The organism is Serratia aquatilis (assembly GCF_044865145.1).
GTDB classification, from domain to species: domain Bacteria; phylum Pseudomonadota; class Gammaproteobacteria; order Enterobacterales; family Enterobacteriaceae; genus Chania; species Chania aquatilis.
The window spans coordinates 152,063-169,348 of record NZ_CP173186.1 but is presented as its reverse complement, the minus strand read 5'-3'; the positions used below and the strand labels follow the sequence as shown (position 1 = coordinate 169,348).

At 47.7% G+C, this 17,286-nt stretch carries 19 protein-coding genes and 1 tRNA gene; 7 read left to right on the top strand and 13 right to left on the bottom strand.

What is annotated here, in order from left to right; all coding sequences use genetic code 11:
- Positions 1-124: 124 nt before the first annotated feature.
- Positions 125-358 (top strand): DUF1127 domain-containing protein, encoded by a 234-nt coding sequence (locus SAQUA_RS00760; protein WP_404413126.1) that lies wholly within the window; start codon positions 125-127, stop codon positions 356-358.
- A gap of 135 nt (positions 359-493) precedes the next feature.
- Here SAQUA_RS00760 and SAQUA_RS00755 read toward each other — a convergent pair whose 3' ends face one another.
- The 3 genes from SAQUA_RS00755 to SAQUA_RS00745 are packed head-to-tail and all read right to left on the bottom strand — an operon-like array spanning position 494 to position 3,612.
- Positions 494-2,365 carry an amidohydrolase gene (locus SAQUA_RS00755; protein ID WP_380673804.1) on the bottom strand — a complete coding sequence of 624 codons (1,872 nt, stop codon included), beginning with the start codon at positions 2,363-2,365 and terminating at the stop codon, positions 494-496.
- Positions 2,366-2,376: 11 nt separating this feature from the next.
- On the bottom strand, positions 2,377-2,922 hold the full coding sequence (locus tag SAQUA_RS00750) for an antibiotic biosynthesis monooxygenase (protein ID WP_380673805.1): 546 nt from the start codon (positions 2,920-2,922) through the stop codon (positions 2,377-2,379).
- A 45-nt stretch (positions 2,923-2,967) separates the two neighbouring features.
- Positions 2,968-3,612 (bottom strand): hydrolase, encoded by a 645-nt coding sequence (locus SAQUA_RS00745; RefSeq protein WP_380673806.1) that lies wholly within the window; start codon positions 3,610-3,612, stop codon positions 2,968-2,970.
- A gap of 140 nt (positions 3,613-3,752) precedes the next feature.
- Here SAQUA_RS00745 and SAQUA_RS00740 point away from each other — a divergent pair, with 140 nt between their 5' ends.
- The 3 genes from SAQUA_RS00740 to SAQUA_RS00730 all read left to right on the top strand — a co-directional run bounded on the left by SAQUA_RS00740 (position 3,753) and on the right by SAQUA_RS00730 (position 7,000).
- Positions 3,753-4,673, top strand: coding sequence for a LysR substrate-binding domain-containing protein (locus SAQUA_RS00740; protein WP_380673807.1), 921 nt, complete (start codon positions 3,753-3,755; stop codon positions 4,671-4,673).
- Between the two features lie 493 nt (positions 4,674-5,166).
- Positions 5,167-5,844: an HNH endonuclease gene (locus SAQUA_RS00735; RefSeq protein WP_380673808.1), complete on the top strand. Its 678-nt coding sequence runs from the start codon at positions 5,167-5,169 to the stop codon at positions 5,842-5,844.
- Positions 5,845-6,106: 262 nt separating this feature from the next.
- The gene (locus SAQUA_RS00730) at positions 6,107-7,000 is read left to right on the top strand and encodes a DUF2971 domain-containing protein (RefSeq protein WP_380673809.1); all 894 of its coding nucleotides are present in this window, start codon (positions 6,107-6,109) and stop codon (positions 6,998-7,000) included.
- A gap of 213 nt (positions 7,001-7,213) precedes the next feature.
- Here SAQUA_RS00730 and SAQUA_RS00725 read toward each other — a convergent pair whose 3' ends face one another.
- From SAQUA_RS00725 to SAQUA_RS00700, 6 genes are read right to left on the bottom strand one after another with little or no spacing between them, the layout of a single operon-like run.
- Positions 7,214-9,538, bottom strand: coding sequence for a primase-helicase zinc-binding domain-containing protein (locus tag SAQUA_RS00725; RefSeq protein WP_380673810.1), 2,325 nt, complete (start codon positions 9,536-9,538; stop codon positions 7,214-7,216).
- A gap of 10 nt (positions 9,539-9,548) precedes the next feature.
- Entirely contained in the window at positions 9,549-9,890 is a 342-nt protein-coding gene (locus SAQUA_RS00720) for a DUF5375 family protein (RefSeq protein ID WP_380673811.1), read from the bottom strand.
- Positions 9,887-10,150 (bottom strand): hypothetical protein, encoded by a 264-nt coding sequence (locus SAQUA_RS00715; RefSeq protein WP_380673812.1) that lies wholly within the window; start codon positions 10,148-10,150, stop codon positions 9,887-9,889. The genes SAQUA_RS00720 and SAQUA_RS00715 overlap by 4 nt, the downstream gene beginning before the upstream one ends.
- Positions 10,147-10,692 carry a host cell division inhibitor Icd-like protein gene (locus tag SAQUA_RS00710; protein WP_380673878.1) on the bottom strand — a complete coding sequence of 182 codons (546 nt, stop codon included), beginning with the start codon at positions 10,690-10,692 and terminating at the stop codon, positions 10,147-10,149. Before SAQUA_RS00710 ends, SAQUA_RS00715 begins: the two co-directional genes overlap by 4 nt.
- Positions 10,693-10,697: 5 nt before the next feature.
- Positions 10,698-10,946 carry a hypothetical protein gene (locus SAQUA_RS00705; protein ID WP_380673813.1) on the bottom strand — a complete coding sequence of 83 codons (249 nt, stop codon included), beginning with the start codon at positions 10,944-10,946 and terminating at the stop codon, positions 10,698-10,700.
- Positions 10,943-11,203, bottom strand: a complete 261-nt coding sequence (locus SAQUA_RS00700; protein ID WP_380673814.1) for a helix-turn-helix transcriptional regulator — start codon at positions 11,201-11,203, stop codon at positions 10,943-10,945. The genes SAQUA_RS00705 and SAQUA_RS00700 overlap by 4 nt, the downstream gene beginning before the upstream one ends.
- Before the next feature lie 559 nt (positions 11,204-11,762).
- Between SAQUA_RS00700 and SAQUA_RS00695 the strand changes: the two genes are divergently transcribed.
- Together SAQUA_RS00695 and SAQUA_RS00690 are read left to right on the top strand one after the other, a co-directional pair.
- Positions 11,763-12,470 (top strand): aldehyde dehydrogenase, encoded by a 708-nt coding sequence (locus SAQUA_RS00695; protein ID WP_380673815.1) that lies wholly within the window; start codon positions 11,763-11,765, stop codon positions 12,468-12,470.
- Complete coding sequence (locus SAQUA_RS00690; protein WP_380673816.1) at positions 12,467-12,706, top strand: ogr/Delta-like zinc finger family protein; 240 nt, start codon at positions 12,467-12,469, stop codon at positions 12,704-12,706. Before SAQUA_RS00695 ends, SAQUA_RS00690 begins: the two co-directional genes overlap by 4 nt.
- 272 nt (positions 12,707-12,978) lie before the next feature.
- Here the strand turns inward: SAQUA_RS00690 and SAQUA_RS00685 are convergent, their stop codons facing one another.
- From SAQUA_RS00685 to SAQUA_RS00670, 4 genes are all read right to left on the bottom strand, one after another.
- A complete protein-coding gene (locus tag SAQUA_RS00685) occupies positions 12,979-13,668 on the bottom strand; it encodes an HNH endonuclease (RefSeq protein WP_380673817.1) in 690 nt (229 codons plus the stop codon).
- Positions 13,649-15,088, bottom strand: coding sequence for an AAA family ATPase (locus tag SAQUA_RS00680; RefSeq protein WP_380673818.1), 1,440 nt, complete (start codon positions 15,086-15,088; stop codon positions 13,649-13,651). The genes SAQUA_RS00685 and SAQUA_RS00680 overlap by 20 nt, the downstream gene beginning before the upstream one ends.
- Positions 15,078-16,256: a tyrosine-type recombinase/integrase gene (locus tag SAQUA_RS00675; RefSeq protein WP_380673819.1), complete on the bottom strand. Its 1,179-nt coding sequence runs from the start codon at positions 16,254-16,256 to the stop codon at positions 15,078-15,080. The genes SAQUA_RS00680 and SAQUA_RS00675 overlap by 11 nt, the downstream gene beginning before the upstream one ends.
- Positions 16,257-16,417: 161 nt before the next feature.
- Positions 16,418-16,512, bottom strand: a tRNA-Sec gene (locus tag SAQUA_RS00670).
- A 173-nt stretch (positions 16,513-16,685) separates the two neighbouring features.
- On the opposite strand from SAQUA_RS00670, the gene SAQUA_RS00665 reads away from it, so the two are divergent.
- Positions 16,686-17,270, top strand: coding sequence for a DJ-1/PfpI family protein (locus SAQUA_RS00665; RefSeq protein ID WP_380673820.1), 585 nt, complete (start codon positions 16,686-16,688; stop codon positions 17,268-17,270).
- Positions 17,271-17,286: the final 16 nt, after the last annotated feature.

Genomic DNA, 17,286 nt, shown 5'->3' with positions numbered 1-17,286 from the left:
GGCGCTAATTTGTGGCATTCAGTTTATTTATCACATGTCTGTATGGAAATAATAGCCACCCTTTGCATCTGTAAAGTCTTTCAGCAACGTATCAATCTAGTCGCTCACCTAATGACGGGAGTCGATGATGCATAATATGATTGAAGATCAAATGGATGAGTGTTGTTCGTCGGCTACGCATGCAGCCAGGAAGCACCGCAATATTTTCATCCGTTTATGGAAAAAAGCATACAGATGGGGATGCCGCTGGAATGAGCGGCGCAAAGCCGCCAATACACTAGCAAGGATGAGCTCGGCCCAGTTGAAGGATATTGGCCTGAGCCGAGATGATGTAAAACGAGATCATAGCCGCACGTGAACTCGGTCTGTATGAATCGCAACTTTATACCTGGCGTAGCAAACAACAGCAAAGCCTGCCTGTGCCTGAAAACCTGTTGAAACAGGACTTTTACGCCGATGCATACGGGCCCAGATGCTGGGCCCGTAACGTCAATCAAAACGCAAAACAAGAACAGCCAAATGCGCCCCAGAAGGCATTCTCATCAGAAACGGGAATGCTAGAGCGGCGAGCGATATCATGCTGATGGGCATGAACACCGCAAGGGCCGCAGCATTGGTGTGCCTGGCTCAAGATACCCACTCTATTGGTGGCTACTGGCGGTGCCGAGCGATAATGCCCCGGTACGTTAACCACTGGTGACCACTCCGGCAGCACCGGTAACGGCGGTGGAGAGAGCTGGGAGAAGCTGCCTGCAGCATAGACAATTTTACCGTCTACCACAGTCATCACCGACTCAATCCCTTTGATCTGCTCTTCCGGCACGCTGAAGTAATCTTGTGACAGCACCGCCATGTCAGCCAGTTGGCCCACTTTGATCTGCCCTTTTTTACCCTGCTCGGTAGAGAACCATGCGCTGCCCTGTGTCCAAAGCATTAGCGCGGTTTCACGATCCAGACGTGCGTTGTCGTCGTACATCGCCATGCCGCCAACCGTACGGCCAGAAACCAGCCAATACAAGGCGGTCCACGGATTGTAGCTGGCAACGCGGGTTGCATCGGTGCCTAATCCTACCGGCAGTTCTGCCGCCAGCATTTTGGCCACAGGTGGAGTCTGCTTGGTAGCCTCAGCACCGTAGCGCTCGGCAAAGTATTCACCCTGAAATGCCATACGATGTTGCACGGCAATACCGCCGCCGAGGGCTTTCACCCGCTCGATATTACGTTCAGATATGGTTTCTGCATGGTCAAAGATCCAATGCAAACCGTCAAATGGTATCTCGCGGTTAACTTTCTCGAACACGTTCAGCATACGGTCGATGGATTCGTCGTAAGTGGCGTGCAGGCGGAATGGCCAACGGTGCTCTACCAAATGGCGTACTACGCGCTCCAACTCATCTTCCGTCCCCTGTGGCAAATCTGGCCGCGGTTGCAGAAAATCTTCGAAATCAGCGGCGGAAAATACCAGCATTTCACCCGCGCCGTTATGGCGGTAGAAATCCGTGCCTTGGCCGGGTTTGAGCATATCGGTCCAGAGCTGAAAGTCCTCCAACTCTTGCTTAGGCCGCTGGGTAAACAGGTTGTAGGCGATACGAATGGTCAGTTGCTTTTTCTCATGCAGTTCCGCAATCACCTGATAATCTTCGGGATAGTTCTGGAAACCACCACCTGCGTCGATCGCACTGGTCAGACCCAGGCGGTTCAGTTCGCGCATAAACTGGCGGGTTGAATTGACCTGTTGCTCCAGCGGCAAGGTTGGCCCTTTGGCTAAGGTGGCGTAGAGGAGCATGGCGTTGGGTTTGGCGATCAGCATGCCGGTTGGGTTACCGTTGCTATCGCGTTGAATTTCTCCCCCCGGTGGGTTTGGCGTATCTTTGGTGTAGCCCACCACTTTCAGCGCCGCACGATTCAGCAGGGCGCGATCGTACAAATGCAGAATAAACACCGGTGTGTCCGGTGCGGCGGTGTTGATTTCTTCCAGCGTCGGCATACGGCGTTCGGCAAACTGGAACTCGCTCCAACCGCCGACCACTCTGACCCACTGCGGGCTTGGCGTGCGCAACGCCTGCTCTTTCAGCATCCGTAGGGCATCGGCCAGAGACGGCACCCCCTCCCAGCGTAATTCCAGGTTGTAATTCAATCCACCGCGGATCAGGTGCAGGTGAGAGTCGTTTAGGCCAGGCACCGCCGTGTGGCCGTGCAAGTCGATCACCTGGGTTTCTGGCCCGGCGTGCTGCATAACGTCGTTTTCGCTGCCGACGGCAACAAATTTACCGTCTTTGATCGCCACAGCCTGAGCGGTGGGGTTCTCGCGGTCAACGGTATGAAATTTACCGTTAATGATGATCAATGAAGCTGTGTGACTCATAACGTTTTCCTTTAATGGCGAGTGAGCCATTGATGAAACATGCGGGTGACGAGCGGCATCCACAGGAACACCACTAGGGCCACTACGCTGGCATCGTTCAGTAAATGCCCGGCCAGCGAACCGCTTAGCCCCGGTAATAGTTGATGCCAAAACCAGGGCACTAGATTGGTCGAAGGGAAAATCACCAACAGGGTGATTAAAAACTGTTTCCACTTGGCGGGTGGGCGTACGTTGGCACTGTTTGGCGTGAACCAAAACTCGGCGCCAGGGCGGATTTCAATATGATCGCTGCCCAACAGCAACGGCTTGACTTGCTCGATGTACTGCAAGCGCTGGGGGGAATGGATCCAGCGGTACAAATTGTCCAGATTATCGAAACGCACCAGTATCGTATAAGCCAACTCGCTGCCGGAAGGGCGGATGACGTTCACCCCCAAGTGGCCGGTAAAGGTTGCTGCATCAGGCATAATGCGCTTTAGCCAGGCTTCATAGGCATGTTCCTGACCCGATGCCAAATGATGGGTAATAACCAGCGTAACGTGTTGCTGATTGGACATGGAACCGGCCCCTGAAAAACCCCGGCCGCTTGGGCCGGGTAAGGTTTATTTCACATTGCGCGCCGGTGCGTGATGCACTAGGGTATAGGCATAGTCAACGCCCATACCGTAGGCGCCGCTGTGTTCACGCACCAAGTCCATCACAGCGTCGTAAGTTTCTTTGCGTGCCCAGTCGCGTTGATACTCAAGCAACACCTGCTGCCAGGTCACCGGGATCGCGCCAGCCTGCACCATGCGGTCGATCGCACGTTCGTGAGCATCCACGGAAGTACCACCAGAAGTGTCGGTGACCACATAAACTTCATAACCGGCTTCCAGTGCCATTAAGGCTGGGAAGGTCAGGCAGACTTCGGTCCACAGTGCGGAGATCACCAGTTTTTTGCGGCCGGTGGCTTCAACCGCTTTCACGAACGCCGCATCTTCCCAGGAGTTCATTGAGGAGCGTTCAATCGGAGTGATTTCAGGGTGAACCGCCAGCAGTTCCGGCCAGATATAGCCGCTAAAGCTTTCGCTTTCGACCGAGGTAAAAATCGTGGGCACATTAAAAATCTTGCCCGCTTTTGCCAGCGCAACCACGTTGTTTTTCAGTTGCTGGCGATCAATATTGGCGACGCCAAAAGCCATCTGTGGTTGATGATCAATAAAAAGCAGTGCAGAATTTTTTGGATCAAGCAATTGAAAATTAGACATAATTTACCTTAATAATATGATTTCTGTGAATAATACAGATAGGCCGTATCAGTGAAATTCATGGTAGGTAGATGCCGTTTGCAAAGATAGCGTAGAATTTTTGTCTTCTTGTTAAGTTTTTTTATATGCAGGGGAACGAAGTGAGAATAAACCTAGACGCATTGCTGATCTTGGACGCCTTGGAGCGTCACGGTTCATTTGCCGCAGCGGCAGCCGCACTGTTTAAAACGCCGTCTGCCCTGAGCTATATGGTGCAGAAACTGGAGAGCGATCTGGACATCACGTTGCTCGATCGTTCTGGGCACCGGGCAAAATTCACCGATACCGGCAAACTGATGCTGGATAAGGGGCGGATATTGCTGCGCGCCGCGCAAGATCTGGAGCAACAGGCGCGCTATGTGGAAAGTGGTTGGGAGAGTGAGCTTACCCTGGCCGTAGATGCGTCGTTTCCCTTTGAACGTTTATTGCCGCTGATTGACGAGTTTTACCGTCATCATCATCACACCCAGTTGCGTTTCAGCCATGAGGTGCTGGCCGGCTCTTGGGAGGCACTGGTTTACGGCTGTGCCGATATCATTATTGGTGCGATCTGCGAGCCGCCTTCCCGCGCGGGTTTCTCTTTCAGCCCGCTGGGGAGTTTGGAATATATTTTTGTCGTCGCCCCACACCATCCGCTGGCGACGATGCCGGAACCGTTATTGAAAACGACTATCCGCCAGCATCGCGCGGTAGTGGTACATGACACTTCGCGTGTTAATAGGCCGCAAAATCTGCACGTACTTGATGAGCAAGATCAACTGACGGTATTCAGCTTTAAAAGCAAACTCCAGGCGCAACTGGCCGGGTTAGGCTGCGGCTATCTGCCGCGTTATCTGGCGGAGCCTTACCTGAAAATGGGCCAGTTGGTAGCAAAAAATGTCGAGGCAGAATGTTATAGTGATACCTCGTATTTTGGCTGGCGCGAAAGTGCAACCGGCTTGGCCGCAGCCTGGTGGCGTGATCGTTTGCAAGCTTATGCCGATGCCGGCTTCATTTATTCGATCACAGGAGTAATAAAATAAACATAACCTTATGAATTTAAATTAAATTACCAATATACTTAAATAAATTTATACACATTACTATACACAATAAATCTAGTGTGAACCTCATAGATTGAATTATGAACAAAACAAGGCATTGTAGGACCTTGCGTAAAAAAGATTTATATAAAAACTAGTCACACTGTTCACTCACCCTTATTTTTATATATTAATCAATTACTTATTCAGTGACTGGTTATCCCCAAACTGTGCACCACTGTTCACTTCCGCGTGAACAGTGTAACCCGCAGGAACGAAGAGATGAGTACAATCTGATCATGTAGTTGATCTTTCCACATAAGAATGAATATCTATGCATAAGGCGAATAACCACATCTCAACCCCTCTCAAATAATTACAATACATTATTATTTTTTTAAAAAAACCTAATGAATTTCATGTACAGTTTGATTTAAATTAAATTTAAGGCTAATAATATTAGAAATAATATATGACCAGTAGGGATACTTGGATGGAAAGCTCATATGCATTTGATTTGAAGTTAGTTTGTGGTGGTTACTGCTATTTTTCAACCTACACATTGGGCTCTGAGCCGGATAAAGAAGGTTTAGAGTTTCGTACCCCTAGTCTTGTTTATAATATTAGATTTGCGAAAGCACTACAAGAAATGGGCCAAAACTATAAGATGATAAAGAACGAGAAGTCATTCTATGAGTGGACTTGCGTCCAAGGATGGGCATTGGTAGACGCTGATTTTGCCAGAAACTTTGTACCTCATTGGTTGCGTAAAAGAAAATGTATGACTTCCCCTTTTAGCTCGTTTACTGATGTAAAAATAGCATCTCCATCTGTAAGGAAAAGGACTTTTAGAGGAAAATTTAAAACTCGAATTCTTGAACGTGATAATAATCAATGTGTACTTTGTTCAAAAGCGTCGAATTTAACTCTACAGCATGTAGTCCCTTATTCAAAAGGCGGAGAGACAAGTTATCGTAATTTAGTCACACTATGTGAAGTTTGCAATCAGGAGTTGGGAGCGGATTATTGTAGAGAGCTTTATCAATTGGCAGGTTTATTTGGTGGTATTGAGCTCTCACTTTTGAGAGGAGGAAAGCTTGGTAAAGATGCTATCTCAAGAGCGTCTCAATTTTCATCAAATATCATGCATACACGAAGTGAGCTTTACTAAATGGAAAACTATAACCAGCCCTCAACAGTACATCATAAATATGCTTATATATTTCATTATTACTATGAGTAAATATTTATATAGACGACCTAGTTTGGTTTATCATTTAGTTATGTAACTATTTACATAGTAGGTCTTTTGCGTTTGCTTATACTACTTGGCTATTGAAAAAAGAAAAGGCAGGACCAATTTATTGTTTTTTAAAGTTTATCATATATACTCCCTTATAGAACCATATGGTAAATAATAAAAGGCTTTCAGCATGAAATTATATAAATATATGAGCTATGGAAATTTTGAGAAATTTATAGACAGTGGTTGCGTCGTGTTCTCAAACGCACAGAAGTTCAATGATGTATTTGAAGTATCAAATTATTTTTCTGAGAACTTGATCATTGAAAATGAATCATCATTTGAAAAATGGCTTAGACCCATTACTAACATTTCAAACTCAGTAATTTTGTGCTTAACTAGAAACCCTTTAAATACGTTAATGTGGGCACATTACGCAGACTCTCACAAAGGAGTGGTCATAGGGATTGATATATATAAAACTGATATGATTCTACCCGAAGAGAATATTTTACCCGCTCAGTTTGGTAACATCATTTATACACACACCCGTCCTTCAAATGACATTTTGTCAAAAGAAAATATAGCTAATGGTTACGCTCAGAAAATTGAGTTCGACTTAAGAAATATGGAAGCACTACAAAGAAAATACTTATATAAATCAGCAGAATGGGCGTATGAGGAAGAAGTAAGAATAGTAAAACACTGTAACTATAGCAAATTCAAAAAATCAGAATACTATCAATCTTTTTCGCTTATGGAGTTACCTTTTAATTCAGTTGTGGAAATTTACTTTGGCATTAATTTTGAAAAAAACAAAATGAAAAAAGATACATATGTAAAATTAACGTCAAAATATAAAAACTTGGCATTAAAGCAATGTTCATTAAACCTTAAGGGATGGAATTTACTCCCAATAAGTCTATCTGAGAATGACTTCATTGCGAATGAAGAAGATGACAAAGAGTGGGTCCCAATAAAGGTGAGCTCCTTTGACTTAATTATAATGAAGTCAAAGGAAAAACTACGGGGAATCATTAAATTTATGCAGCGAAAGACGAGGCGTAATTGTTCGGGTAAATAGCATCTCAAATTTGATAATAAGTATTACTCTTACGTTTGGGCATAAAATAGGCCTGCAAGCAGGCCGGAAGGGTCACCGATACATTTTCCTTGGTGTTGAAGTGTATGCGGTTTATACAAGGGACTATAAATGCCCCACTGCGGCAGTGTCCAATGGGTTAGACAGATCAATAACCGTGTATTGATCGGCGAAAACGATCGTGACCGCTTTCACTCAGCAGGCTTCACACTTGGGCAGCCAGTCGGCCTCGCAATCTTCATTCAATACCAGATTGGTCTGTATCCCCTGGCTGGTCTTGCGCTTGAGTAAGGTGATCTCGTATTCGCGCAAGGTCTGCGGGATGGCTCGCCCGAAAGCGGTCAGATTCAGCGGGTATTTGTGGCCTCGGGCCTCCATATAAGAGAGGTAAGCGTGATACAGATACTTGCGCGGGTTGGCTGGCACAATATTGGCGTTCCCCATATACAGGCCGTGCGCTTCACTCTCTTCCAGCAGATAGCCACAAAAATCAACCAGGGGATCGGCACTGCGTTTGATCTCCAGCGCTTCACTCGAGTGCTGTTGCGCCTGGAGCAGGTCGCGGGCGTCGTTCGGGTTAGCAAAACGTTGCATCAGGTGACGCACAATCACCGCCAATTCCCCGATGATTTTGGTCAGAAGCTGCGGGTCACGCTCATGCGTTGGTATCACCTCTGGGAACGGTAGGATCACCCGGCGACGGGAGACGCCGCCGCTGCGGTCACTGAACTGCATCGGGTTGTTGTTGACCGCCAGGATCACCGCCGGAATATGAGTGGAGTAGCCATCACGGTATTTCGGATCGATGGCTACCGCATCACCGCCGGTGATCGCCTTGATACCTGCCCCGTCACCGCTCCACTTCTCCTGGTCCGGCAGGATAATCAGCGAGAACCCAACCACCGAAGCCCGATCCCGCGAGGATTCCAGCGTATCAATGGAAGCCGAGGTGGTGTTGTCTTTCCCGGCCAGCAGGCTGGCGATTGAGGCCATCACACTTTTACCGCTGCCGCCCGGCCCGGTGACTTCAAGGAACATCTGCCAGTCGTAGCGATTTGCCAACACCATAAAGAGCGCCGCGAGGATACGTTCCTGTTTTTCGAGTTGCTGACCGGCGGCCCGCGTCAGCCAGCGCCAGAAGTGTGGTGCGTGGTCGGCCAGATTTTCCCCTGCCTTGGGTGGGGTGTAATCCACGCTGTTGACGGTGCGCAGCCAGTGGGTTTTCTGGTGGGCGCTGAACTGACCGGTAACGGTATCGAACACCCCATTGCGAAAACCAATCAACTGCCGGGCCGGGGTGCCCATTTGCGGCACCATCAGCTTGAGCGTGTCTAACACACTGTTGATCCCCGAGGCCGAGAACGGGGCGCGGATCTTCTGGAACAACGCGGCAATTTCCCGGCTGAGTACCCGGTAGGGCAATATATGCCATGCGCCGCTCTCGTAACGGTATAAGTCTTCCCCCACCGGCGGCACGGCCAGCAAGTGCTGATAGTGTTCGGCCAGCAGTTCGGCCTTTTCACTGGCACTCATGGCTTTCAGGTCGGCATCGCTGAGGGTGTCAAATGGGCTCGGCTGCTCCGGTTGGCTGAACGCCTGTAACTGCGCCAAGGTCGGCAGTGTGCCCTGTTGTTGATAGAGATCGTTCCAGTCACCCACCACTGGCGGTAAGGCCGGTTTAGCGCCGGTCAGTTGGGCGGCCTCGGCGGCACGGATCTGGCCGGTGCCACTCTCGTCATTATCGGCGGCCAGCAACAGCAACGCATCCGGGTATTGTATGCGTAACTGCTGTGCCAGAGCGGGCAGGTTATTGGCACTGAGCGCAATACACACGCTTTCCCCGGTTAATTGATGCACGGTCAGCCCGGTGGCGTAGCCTTCCGTTAACCAGATCACCGCATTATCCGGCCCGGCCAGATAATGGCAGGCGTCTTTGACCTGCCCCCCCGCCAGGGTGCGTTTGTCGCCTGCGGCGTTGATCAACTGGACGTTAACCACCTCCCCGGTGGCATTGGTCAGTGGTAACAATAGATCGCCGGGTTGATAGGTGATACCGCCCACGCGCAAAGGGTTCCCCTGTAGCGTCAAGGTGTTCACATCCGGCCAACCCTTGCGGACTAGGTAGGCGTTGCCTGTCTTGGTTACGGCAGCGGCCAGCAAGTGGTGGGCCTGTTCGGCGGCCTTGTGCCGGACCTGGGTTTTATCCTGTTGGCTGTCCTGCACCGGTAACGGTTCGAGTGAGGAGTTACCCAATACCCCGGCCACCTTGTCGGCGGCCTCTTTGGTGGTTACCGCCAGCGCTTTTTCGACCAGTGACAGACCATCCCCGCCGCCGCACTGGTTGCAAAACCAGGTTCCGCGCCCTTGCTGATTATCAAAGCGGAAACGGTCTTTGCCGCCGCACACCGGGCAAGGCTGCGCCCGGCCCCCGGCGAGGATGTGAATACCTAACGCAGGAAGTAATACCGGCCATTGGCCGGTTGCTGCACGCGCGGTATGGGAAACGTTTAGCTGTGTCATCGTGGCCCCCTTAATGCACGGTGGTGTGAGCAGTGGCGGCGAGCTGGTCACAGCACAACTCGTCCATCATCTTTTGCCCTAACGTTGTCAGGCGGGGAGGGGCGACCAGAATATCCGGCTGCACCATATCCCCCAGCATGGCGCACGCCATGTCCATGCCATCTTCCGGGCCGTGCTGGCAAACAAAGTAGCCTTCTAACTGCATGGCGATGGTCATTTGCAACTCATCCAGCGAGTAACCGAGGCTTACCCCATAAAAAGCGCAGGTATCGAGATAGGCTTGCACTACCGCACGACGATACACCGCTGTACGCACTTCAATAGGCAGGCAGGATTGATTGAGAGTATTCATGCGGCGGTGGCCTCCAGGCTGTTATTGATATGGGATTCGCAGGTGGTCACGACCTGCCCGAGTTGGTCAGTGAGTACCGCCACCACCGAGGCGAGAGCCTCTTGCTGGAAGGCGTCCGGGCGTTGGCCGTAGCAGTTCATCTGGTCGAGCATGTCGAGGAACAGCACGCCGACAGAATGTGCGTGTTGCAAGCGCAGGAAATCGGCATGCGGGATCGGGTAGTGGGTATCGGTATGGAAACGGGCGGCTAAGGTGTTCATGCGACCTCTGTTACAGGCAGACGGCCTGCGAAGGACAACACGTAATCACGTACCAGGGCACGGCGGGCGGAGCGCTCACAGGTGGCGACGGTGCGCAGCATGCACGGCTTTAATGTGGTGGTATTGCGGCGCACGGCGGCAAACAGAAAGACGAATTGCGTGTGCGAAGATGTAGGGATCGTAGCCATGGTGGCAGCCTTCTTAGAGTAAAGGTTATTGCTACCACCGAAGTTTCCACGCTTATGGGTGGTAGCCCAGACGGGGGTGGAAATACCGGCCTCTAAGAATACCGGCCAGCCCGAAGGCTGCCCCGCCTGAGCCACCATTGTTTGATAGCCACAGTAGTATAAAAACCACTGTGCAAAAAATGAGCGAGCAAAGGCTGCGACGTAAAAAAACACGCTAGGCGCGTGTTGTGTCGCCTTAGAGTTACACGGGTTTCCACGCCCGGCTGCCGATTGTGCGACAGCGCAAGGACTATAGCGTAGGACTTGCCGCCAGGGCAAGCCGGAAAACGCATACGGATGTTCAATCGATCGCATAGTGATCAACAGTCTGTCAGGACTGAGGTTTTATAGTTGTCGGAGCCGTTGGACAGCGGCACATGGCGCACCTTGGGCGCGTGGTATATCGATGGCCCTTGGCAATTGAGGGCAATCACCCCGTGTTTGGCGCTGCGACGTTCTGACAGTTTCATTTCAGGGTTTTTGCGCAGCATCAGGATCGCTTCTGCCACAAACAGGGCATCGCTTTGATCCAGGCTGAAGGTTTGCTGGCCGAGCGTCAGGAGCATCATACCGCGGCCTCTTGGTGACGGTTGGCGATACGGTCAGCCATCCACTCGTTCACTTCAGATTCAAGCCAGGCAACGTTTTTACCGCCCAGGGAAATCTGGCTCGGGAACTGTGAACGCCCAATCATTTCATACACGGTGGAGCGGGAAAGGCCGGTGGTGTAGAGCACTTCTGGCAGGCGCATAAAGCGATCCTGGGGCGTTGAATCTGTCGGGATTGGCGCAGGGGTAGAACGGGACTGTGTGGTAACTGCAAGCATGGTTATGCTACCTCGTTGTGTTTCCGGTGGGTTCTCACCGGGGCTGTGTGGACTCGTGTGGTAGCGCCCCATTATGTGAATATTTTTCCTGATGGCAACAAGGACTTGTTGTGCGGAAAGAGGACTTAACTGCTTGAAAATAAGCCAAATCCTAATATTGGCTTATATTGACTAATATTGGCTAACTATTGGAAAACAGTGGCAACCCATTAATAGGTTTAAGCTATAAAAGTAGTGGTTATTAATAGGATAAAACGTTATTAAAAATCGCGTTATGGCTAGCCAGGGAAAAGCTCAATTTTGGGCCGAGTGAACAGTAGTGAACAGTGAGTGATGAGTTTTCAAGTAACTGTTCACCTCTTTATTTATTGATTTAACTCTATTTTTTCTTAAAGTGAACAGTAGTGAATAGTTTATATAAAAACTAAAATCTCGGTGATGGTTTTCTGGTCAATTTCAGGGGCTGTTGTCCTGCCGGTGGTCCAACGGGCATCGATAGCGATGTTGTAAGGCTATCAGCAGAATAGTGACACATTGACGAACACCGGAGAGGATCCCCATGAGTGAGAACAGCACACCAACAGTGAGTAAAGAACTGGCCGATTTCCGTGAAGCCAGAGAGGCGCATCAGAAAAACGTCCAGGCATTGCGAGAGATTGAAGCCGCTATCGCCCGCTGTCATCAACAACTGAAAGAAACCGAGGAACAGGGGCAGCAGGCAAAGAGCAAATGGCGAGAGCTGTTTCACAGCCTCCGGGGTGAAATGACCGAAGAGCTTCAAGCACAGCATACACAGCGGGTTTCTAAACGTGAGTTGGTCAAGGAATTTGATTTGCTTATAGAAGGATTAGAACTCGACAGGATTTCGGCACAAAGTAAATGCGCTATGACGGCGGGCCCCCTTGAAATCACGCACAAGGCTGCGCTGTTGTCGCATGCTGATGAGGTCATGAATCAAGCGTTAAGGGAACATGCTGTGCATCTCATTCATGCCTTTAACATCAAGCGTGTCGCTTACGGCGTTTATTACAGCAACGGTAAAGAGTGTGCATCGAGCGATATTATTAACTTTCTTTCTCAATTTTCCTCAGTTTACGATCTTTCAAAAAATAACGAGCCGATCCATTTAGAAATTGGTGCGGAAAAGCCTTATTTAGACGGGGTGGATATGGACCTTTACAAGAGCCCAGCGAAAAGAATGAAGTATTATACTGAATTGAAAGCAAGACGTGAGCGCTATGAAGAAATGAAGAGTAAATCATTATGATGCGTTGCCCTGTCTGTCGTCATTCATCTTATACGCGCACCAGCCGTTATTTATCTGAGCAAACGAAAGAGGCCTATTATCAGTGCCAAAATATAGAGTGTTCATGCACGTTTAAAACGAGGGAAAGTGTTGAACATGTTATTCGGCAACCGTTAACACCGGAAACTATTTCGGCACCACCTCCACCAGAACGCCGAACGTTAAATCGTTACGGCAATAATAATCGCCTGCATTGATTAATCACACCCGCATCTATTTCCCTGGATGCGGGTTTTGCTTCCCACCCTATATCGAGAACAGCCTTTTTTCTGGCTAGCCTGCTTCAAACTGCGCGTGCATGCATAGGGTGCATGATTTTGCATGCGTCTAATGCGTGTGTTTACCCTATCTTGCCCCAGTGCTGGCGCGGCTTCAGGCCGATCATGCAACTGCATGAAAAGCGACACATGAAGCGGGCAGGCGAGGCGGGGATAGCATTGCGCGCTGAGGGCGTAATATCCATTTTGGTCTATTCCTTATTAAGATAGTCTGTACACATCTGAGCTAAACCTTTAGATGCAAGTTCCTTAATAAAACTCAATAATGCCGCCTCTTCATAAACCGTGGTACAATCCATTAACTTGCTGCCTAACTCAACAATTAGCTCCTTTGTGCGTAAAGATAGATCACCATAATTGGCATACGTATAAGCAAACCGGAGTAAACCACATATCTCTATTGTCTTCCGTCCCTTATCATTTATTGGTAAATAGTATCCGCACAGTTCAATTATTTTAATATTGTCAGCATAAGAATCATAATGAGGGTGATTGATTATATAATCCTCACCTTTAATAGGTAGAGTTTTCCTATTTTTATTTAAAAGAACATTTTTATTCCCCTTTGCTGAATTACAATCTTTGCATGAGACACAGAGATTACTAGGCTCCATAAGAAATTGCGGATGTGTATCTTTGGGGATAATATGCTCCGCATCCCAAACTAAATTATGGTCAACAACAATGCGCTGTTTACAATAAGGACAAGTGAAATTTTGTTTGTCAATATAGAATTCTTTAATATAATTTTTAAACTCAGATAACTCAAAATTATCTTTATTATTCCAATAAACTCCAACTTTCTCAGTATCTTTCAATACTGAAAAATTATCATATGCAGTTTTATAAACACCTTCAAGATCATTTGAGGTTAAATACATCTTTCCCCTCCAAAAGTACCTTTTCTGCTAAACATATTAATTTATAAATTGGATCGGTGGGTATAATCGTTTCTTTCAGAGATAAAATCCTTTGAACTTCGCTGATACTATCTCCTGATTTTTTATAGAAATCTCTAGGATTAGTTAGGAAGGACAAAAGGACTCTTAATAGATATTCGTTTTTGAAGCCAGGGGATTTGAAAATTTCAGCCAACTGATAATCAGCGGATTTTTTTGATGTCATTAATGCATCATGTAATTCGTTTTTTTCTAAGGAACAAATATATCCATTTCCCTGTTCAAGTCCTGATACTATTTGTGGAGAGTGAGTCGCTAAAATGAAATGACACCCATTGTAGTGACGAAAGGTCTCTTGGAGTAGTCTGATGAAGTCAAGTTGCCACTGTGGGTGTAGACTGATTTCCGGCTCATCGATACAGACTAACGAATTATCATCTATTGCACCGGCAATTCCTATCATCATTGTTATGATGCATTGTTGACCAGAACTTGCTTGGTTAAAGCTAAATGATTTTTTTTCATTCTTATTAGTTAGATTAATGTTTTTTACTTTTACAGCACCCTTGGACATCAAATATACGAGCCATTCATAGTCAGCATTATCTATGCTTTTTTTGTCATAAAGATTAAACTTAATATTAAAATTCTTTCCACCAAAAACTTCATTAGCTTCTTCAATACGCTTCAACAAGGAGAGTTTTTCTACATTACTCTCAAATACACCCCCATCACTTTTACGATATATAGTGAAGTGATTTTTTATATCACTATCTTTTGCCAAATACTCCTCAATAAAAGTTTGATCAAACCATTTTGAAAAGTTAACATAATCCCTCATTTTTCCACTATAAGAAGAATCGACATCAATGAAAGGCATATATTTTTTGACATAACTATTATACTCTTTTGTATGAAGATAGCCTAGATTTACTTTTATCTCAAAATTAACGCTAATATTTTGACTGAAGCCTAAATAATTAAAAACATCCCCTATTTTTGATGAATTATCCTTACTATCCATAAAACCTTTAAATATAGAAAGAAAACCATCAGATAGCATATCTAATGGAGATGAACCTCGTCCATCAAACCCTATATAATTATATTCACCCGTGAATTTAGAGTTTTTCCTTGCATTTGCTATAGTGGGGAACTTGTCAAATCGACTAGTCGATACAGCTATAACTTTCTGTGGTTGTTTTACAGAGTTGAACGCTAGTTTCATACGTTCAGCTTCTCCATCAAAAACAAATGAATTAACCACCTTCCCAAGTAAATTACTTTTGCCACAGGCATTCTTACCAGTAATAATAGTAAACGTATTTGTGTTATTTCCCTCATCTTCAGAAAGTTTTATTTCCCTACCATGCTCCGTGATAGATATTATTTTAAACATCATTATCTCCCACTATATAATTAGCATACCACTGCAACATCTCTCTACGCTTTTCAAGGTATTGAGCATGGTTATATGTTCCCCGGATACTATTCTTATCCACATGTGCAAGCTGCATCTCGATCCACGCACTATCAAATCCTTGTTCATGTAGGATAGTAGACATTGTGTGTCTAAAACCGTGACCGGTAGCTCGTCCCTTATACCCTAACAGCTCAATCACCTGATTCACGCTTTCCTTACTTATAGGCTTTCTGCGGTTGTTGCGTCCAATAAAAATATAAGGATAGTGACCGGTGATCGGCTGTAGCTGTTTAAACAGCTCCATAACCTGCGTGGATAAAGGAACAATATGGGGGCGGCGCATTTTCATACGTTCGGCGGGGACTTCCCATATTGCCCGCTCAAAATCGATTTCTTCCCAGGTAGCAAAACGCATTTCTTGTGTACGCACGCCGGTAAGCATCACGATTTTAGCGGCGTTCTTGGTAATAATGCTGCCGGTATAACCTTCTAAATCTTTTATGAAGTAAGGCAGCTCCTCTGCTGAAAGGAACGGATGGTGTTGTTGCTTTGGAACAGCCAATGCACTGGCGAGATCTGGAGCGGGGTTGTACTCCGCCCTGCCGGTGATAATCGCATAGCGGAACACTTCTCCACACCGCTGGCGCACTTTGCGGGTTTTCTCTAGTGCTCCCCTCTTCTCAATGCGCCGAAGTACCTCTAACAGCTCCAATGGCTTAATTTCAGAGATCGGCCGCTTGCCGATATAGGGGAAAACATCAGCCTCAAAGGTGCTCATGATTTCCTCCCGATAGCCCAGTGACCAGCGATCTGCTTTAGCCGTATGCCACTCACGGCTGATAACTTCAAATGAGTTCTCGGCGGAGAGTTTCTGAGCCAGCTTTGCAGCCTTTTTCACTTCACCTGGATCAATCCCTTCAGAAACTTGTTTACGCGCCACCTCACGCTTTGAACGCGCTTCAGCAAGGGAAACTAAGTCATAGGTGCCGAATGACATCAGCCTAGCCTTACCGGCGTAGCGATAGCGAAAACGCCAACCTTTACTGCCACTGGGTTCGATCAGGAGTGAAAGGCCTTGGCCGTCGTTGAGTGTATAGGCTTTCTCTTGAGGTTTGGCACGGCGGATTTGTAAGTCAGTTAGCGGCATGTGTATAGCTCAAAGATGTATAGTCAAAATCTATACCCATCAGTATACACATTTTTCACGGATTTAGAGAGAAACCCTCGGACACCCTCGAACAGAAAATCAAAGTAAACATTGTTTTTATTGGTTTTTTTTGATTTATCGGGAGGTATTCGGACAAGCTTTGGCGGAAGATCACAGGAGTCGAACCTGCCCAGGACCGCTGGCGGCCCCAACTGGATTTGAAGTCCAGCCGCCCCACCGGGGACGAGGATCTTCCTCTGGGAATCGGAAGCAAGCGGCGATTATAGCGCGAATCTACCTCTGCGCTAAGTGAGAAATCATGTTTCCGCGATCGCCTTCTTACACTTGATTATCCGCAGCAAACGCTCACTTTTTATCTGCTACGCTAACCCAGCCCGGGTTATTCACCCGTACATTGCTGGAGATGCTATGACCAAGAAAGTTGCCGTTCTGCTGAGCGAAGGATTTGAAGAGGCAGAGGCGGTTATCGTGATCGACGTGTTGCGCCGTTTGGAGATTGAAGTGGAGCTGCTGTCCTGCTGGGATCGGCTAGAACTCCGCAGCTATCACCAGATGCGTATGTTCGCCGATGCTCTGTTGGAACGCCGCATGGACACGCTGTACGACGCCGTAGTGATCCCCGGTGGGCCACAAGCGACTATCGAAATGGCAGAGAACGAGTTGGCAGTGGAGTTTATCCGCCGCCATGATCGTGCAGCCAAGCTGATCTGTCCATTGTGCTCCGCCGCCGCACGCGTTCTGGCCAGCAATAAGCTCTTGCAAGGCCGCCGCTATGTTTGTTCGGGCGATCTTCATCAGGAAGTCGAAGACGGCACCTACGTGGCCGAAAAGGTAGTGGAAGATGGCAATCTGATCAGTGGGCAAGGTCTGGGGGCAGCATTTGATTTTGCTCTCACCATTGCTTACCGTCTGACTGGCGATCGCGCTACAACGCAAGAACAAGCTGAGCATATCTATCACGAAAGCTGGCAAGTCCCACAGGCAGTGCACTAATACCCACTGCTGCTAA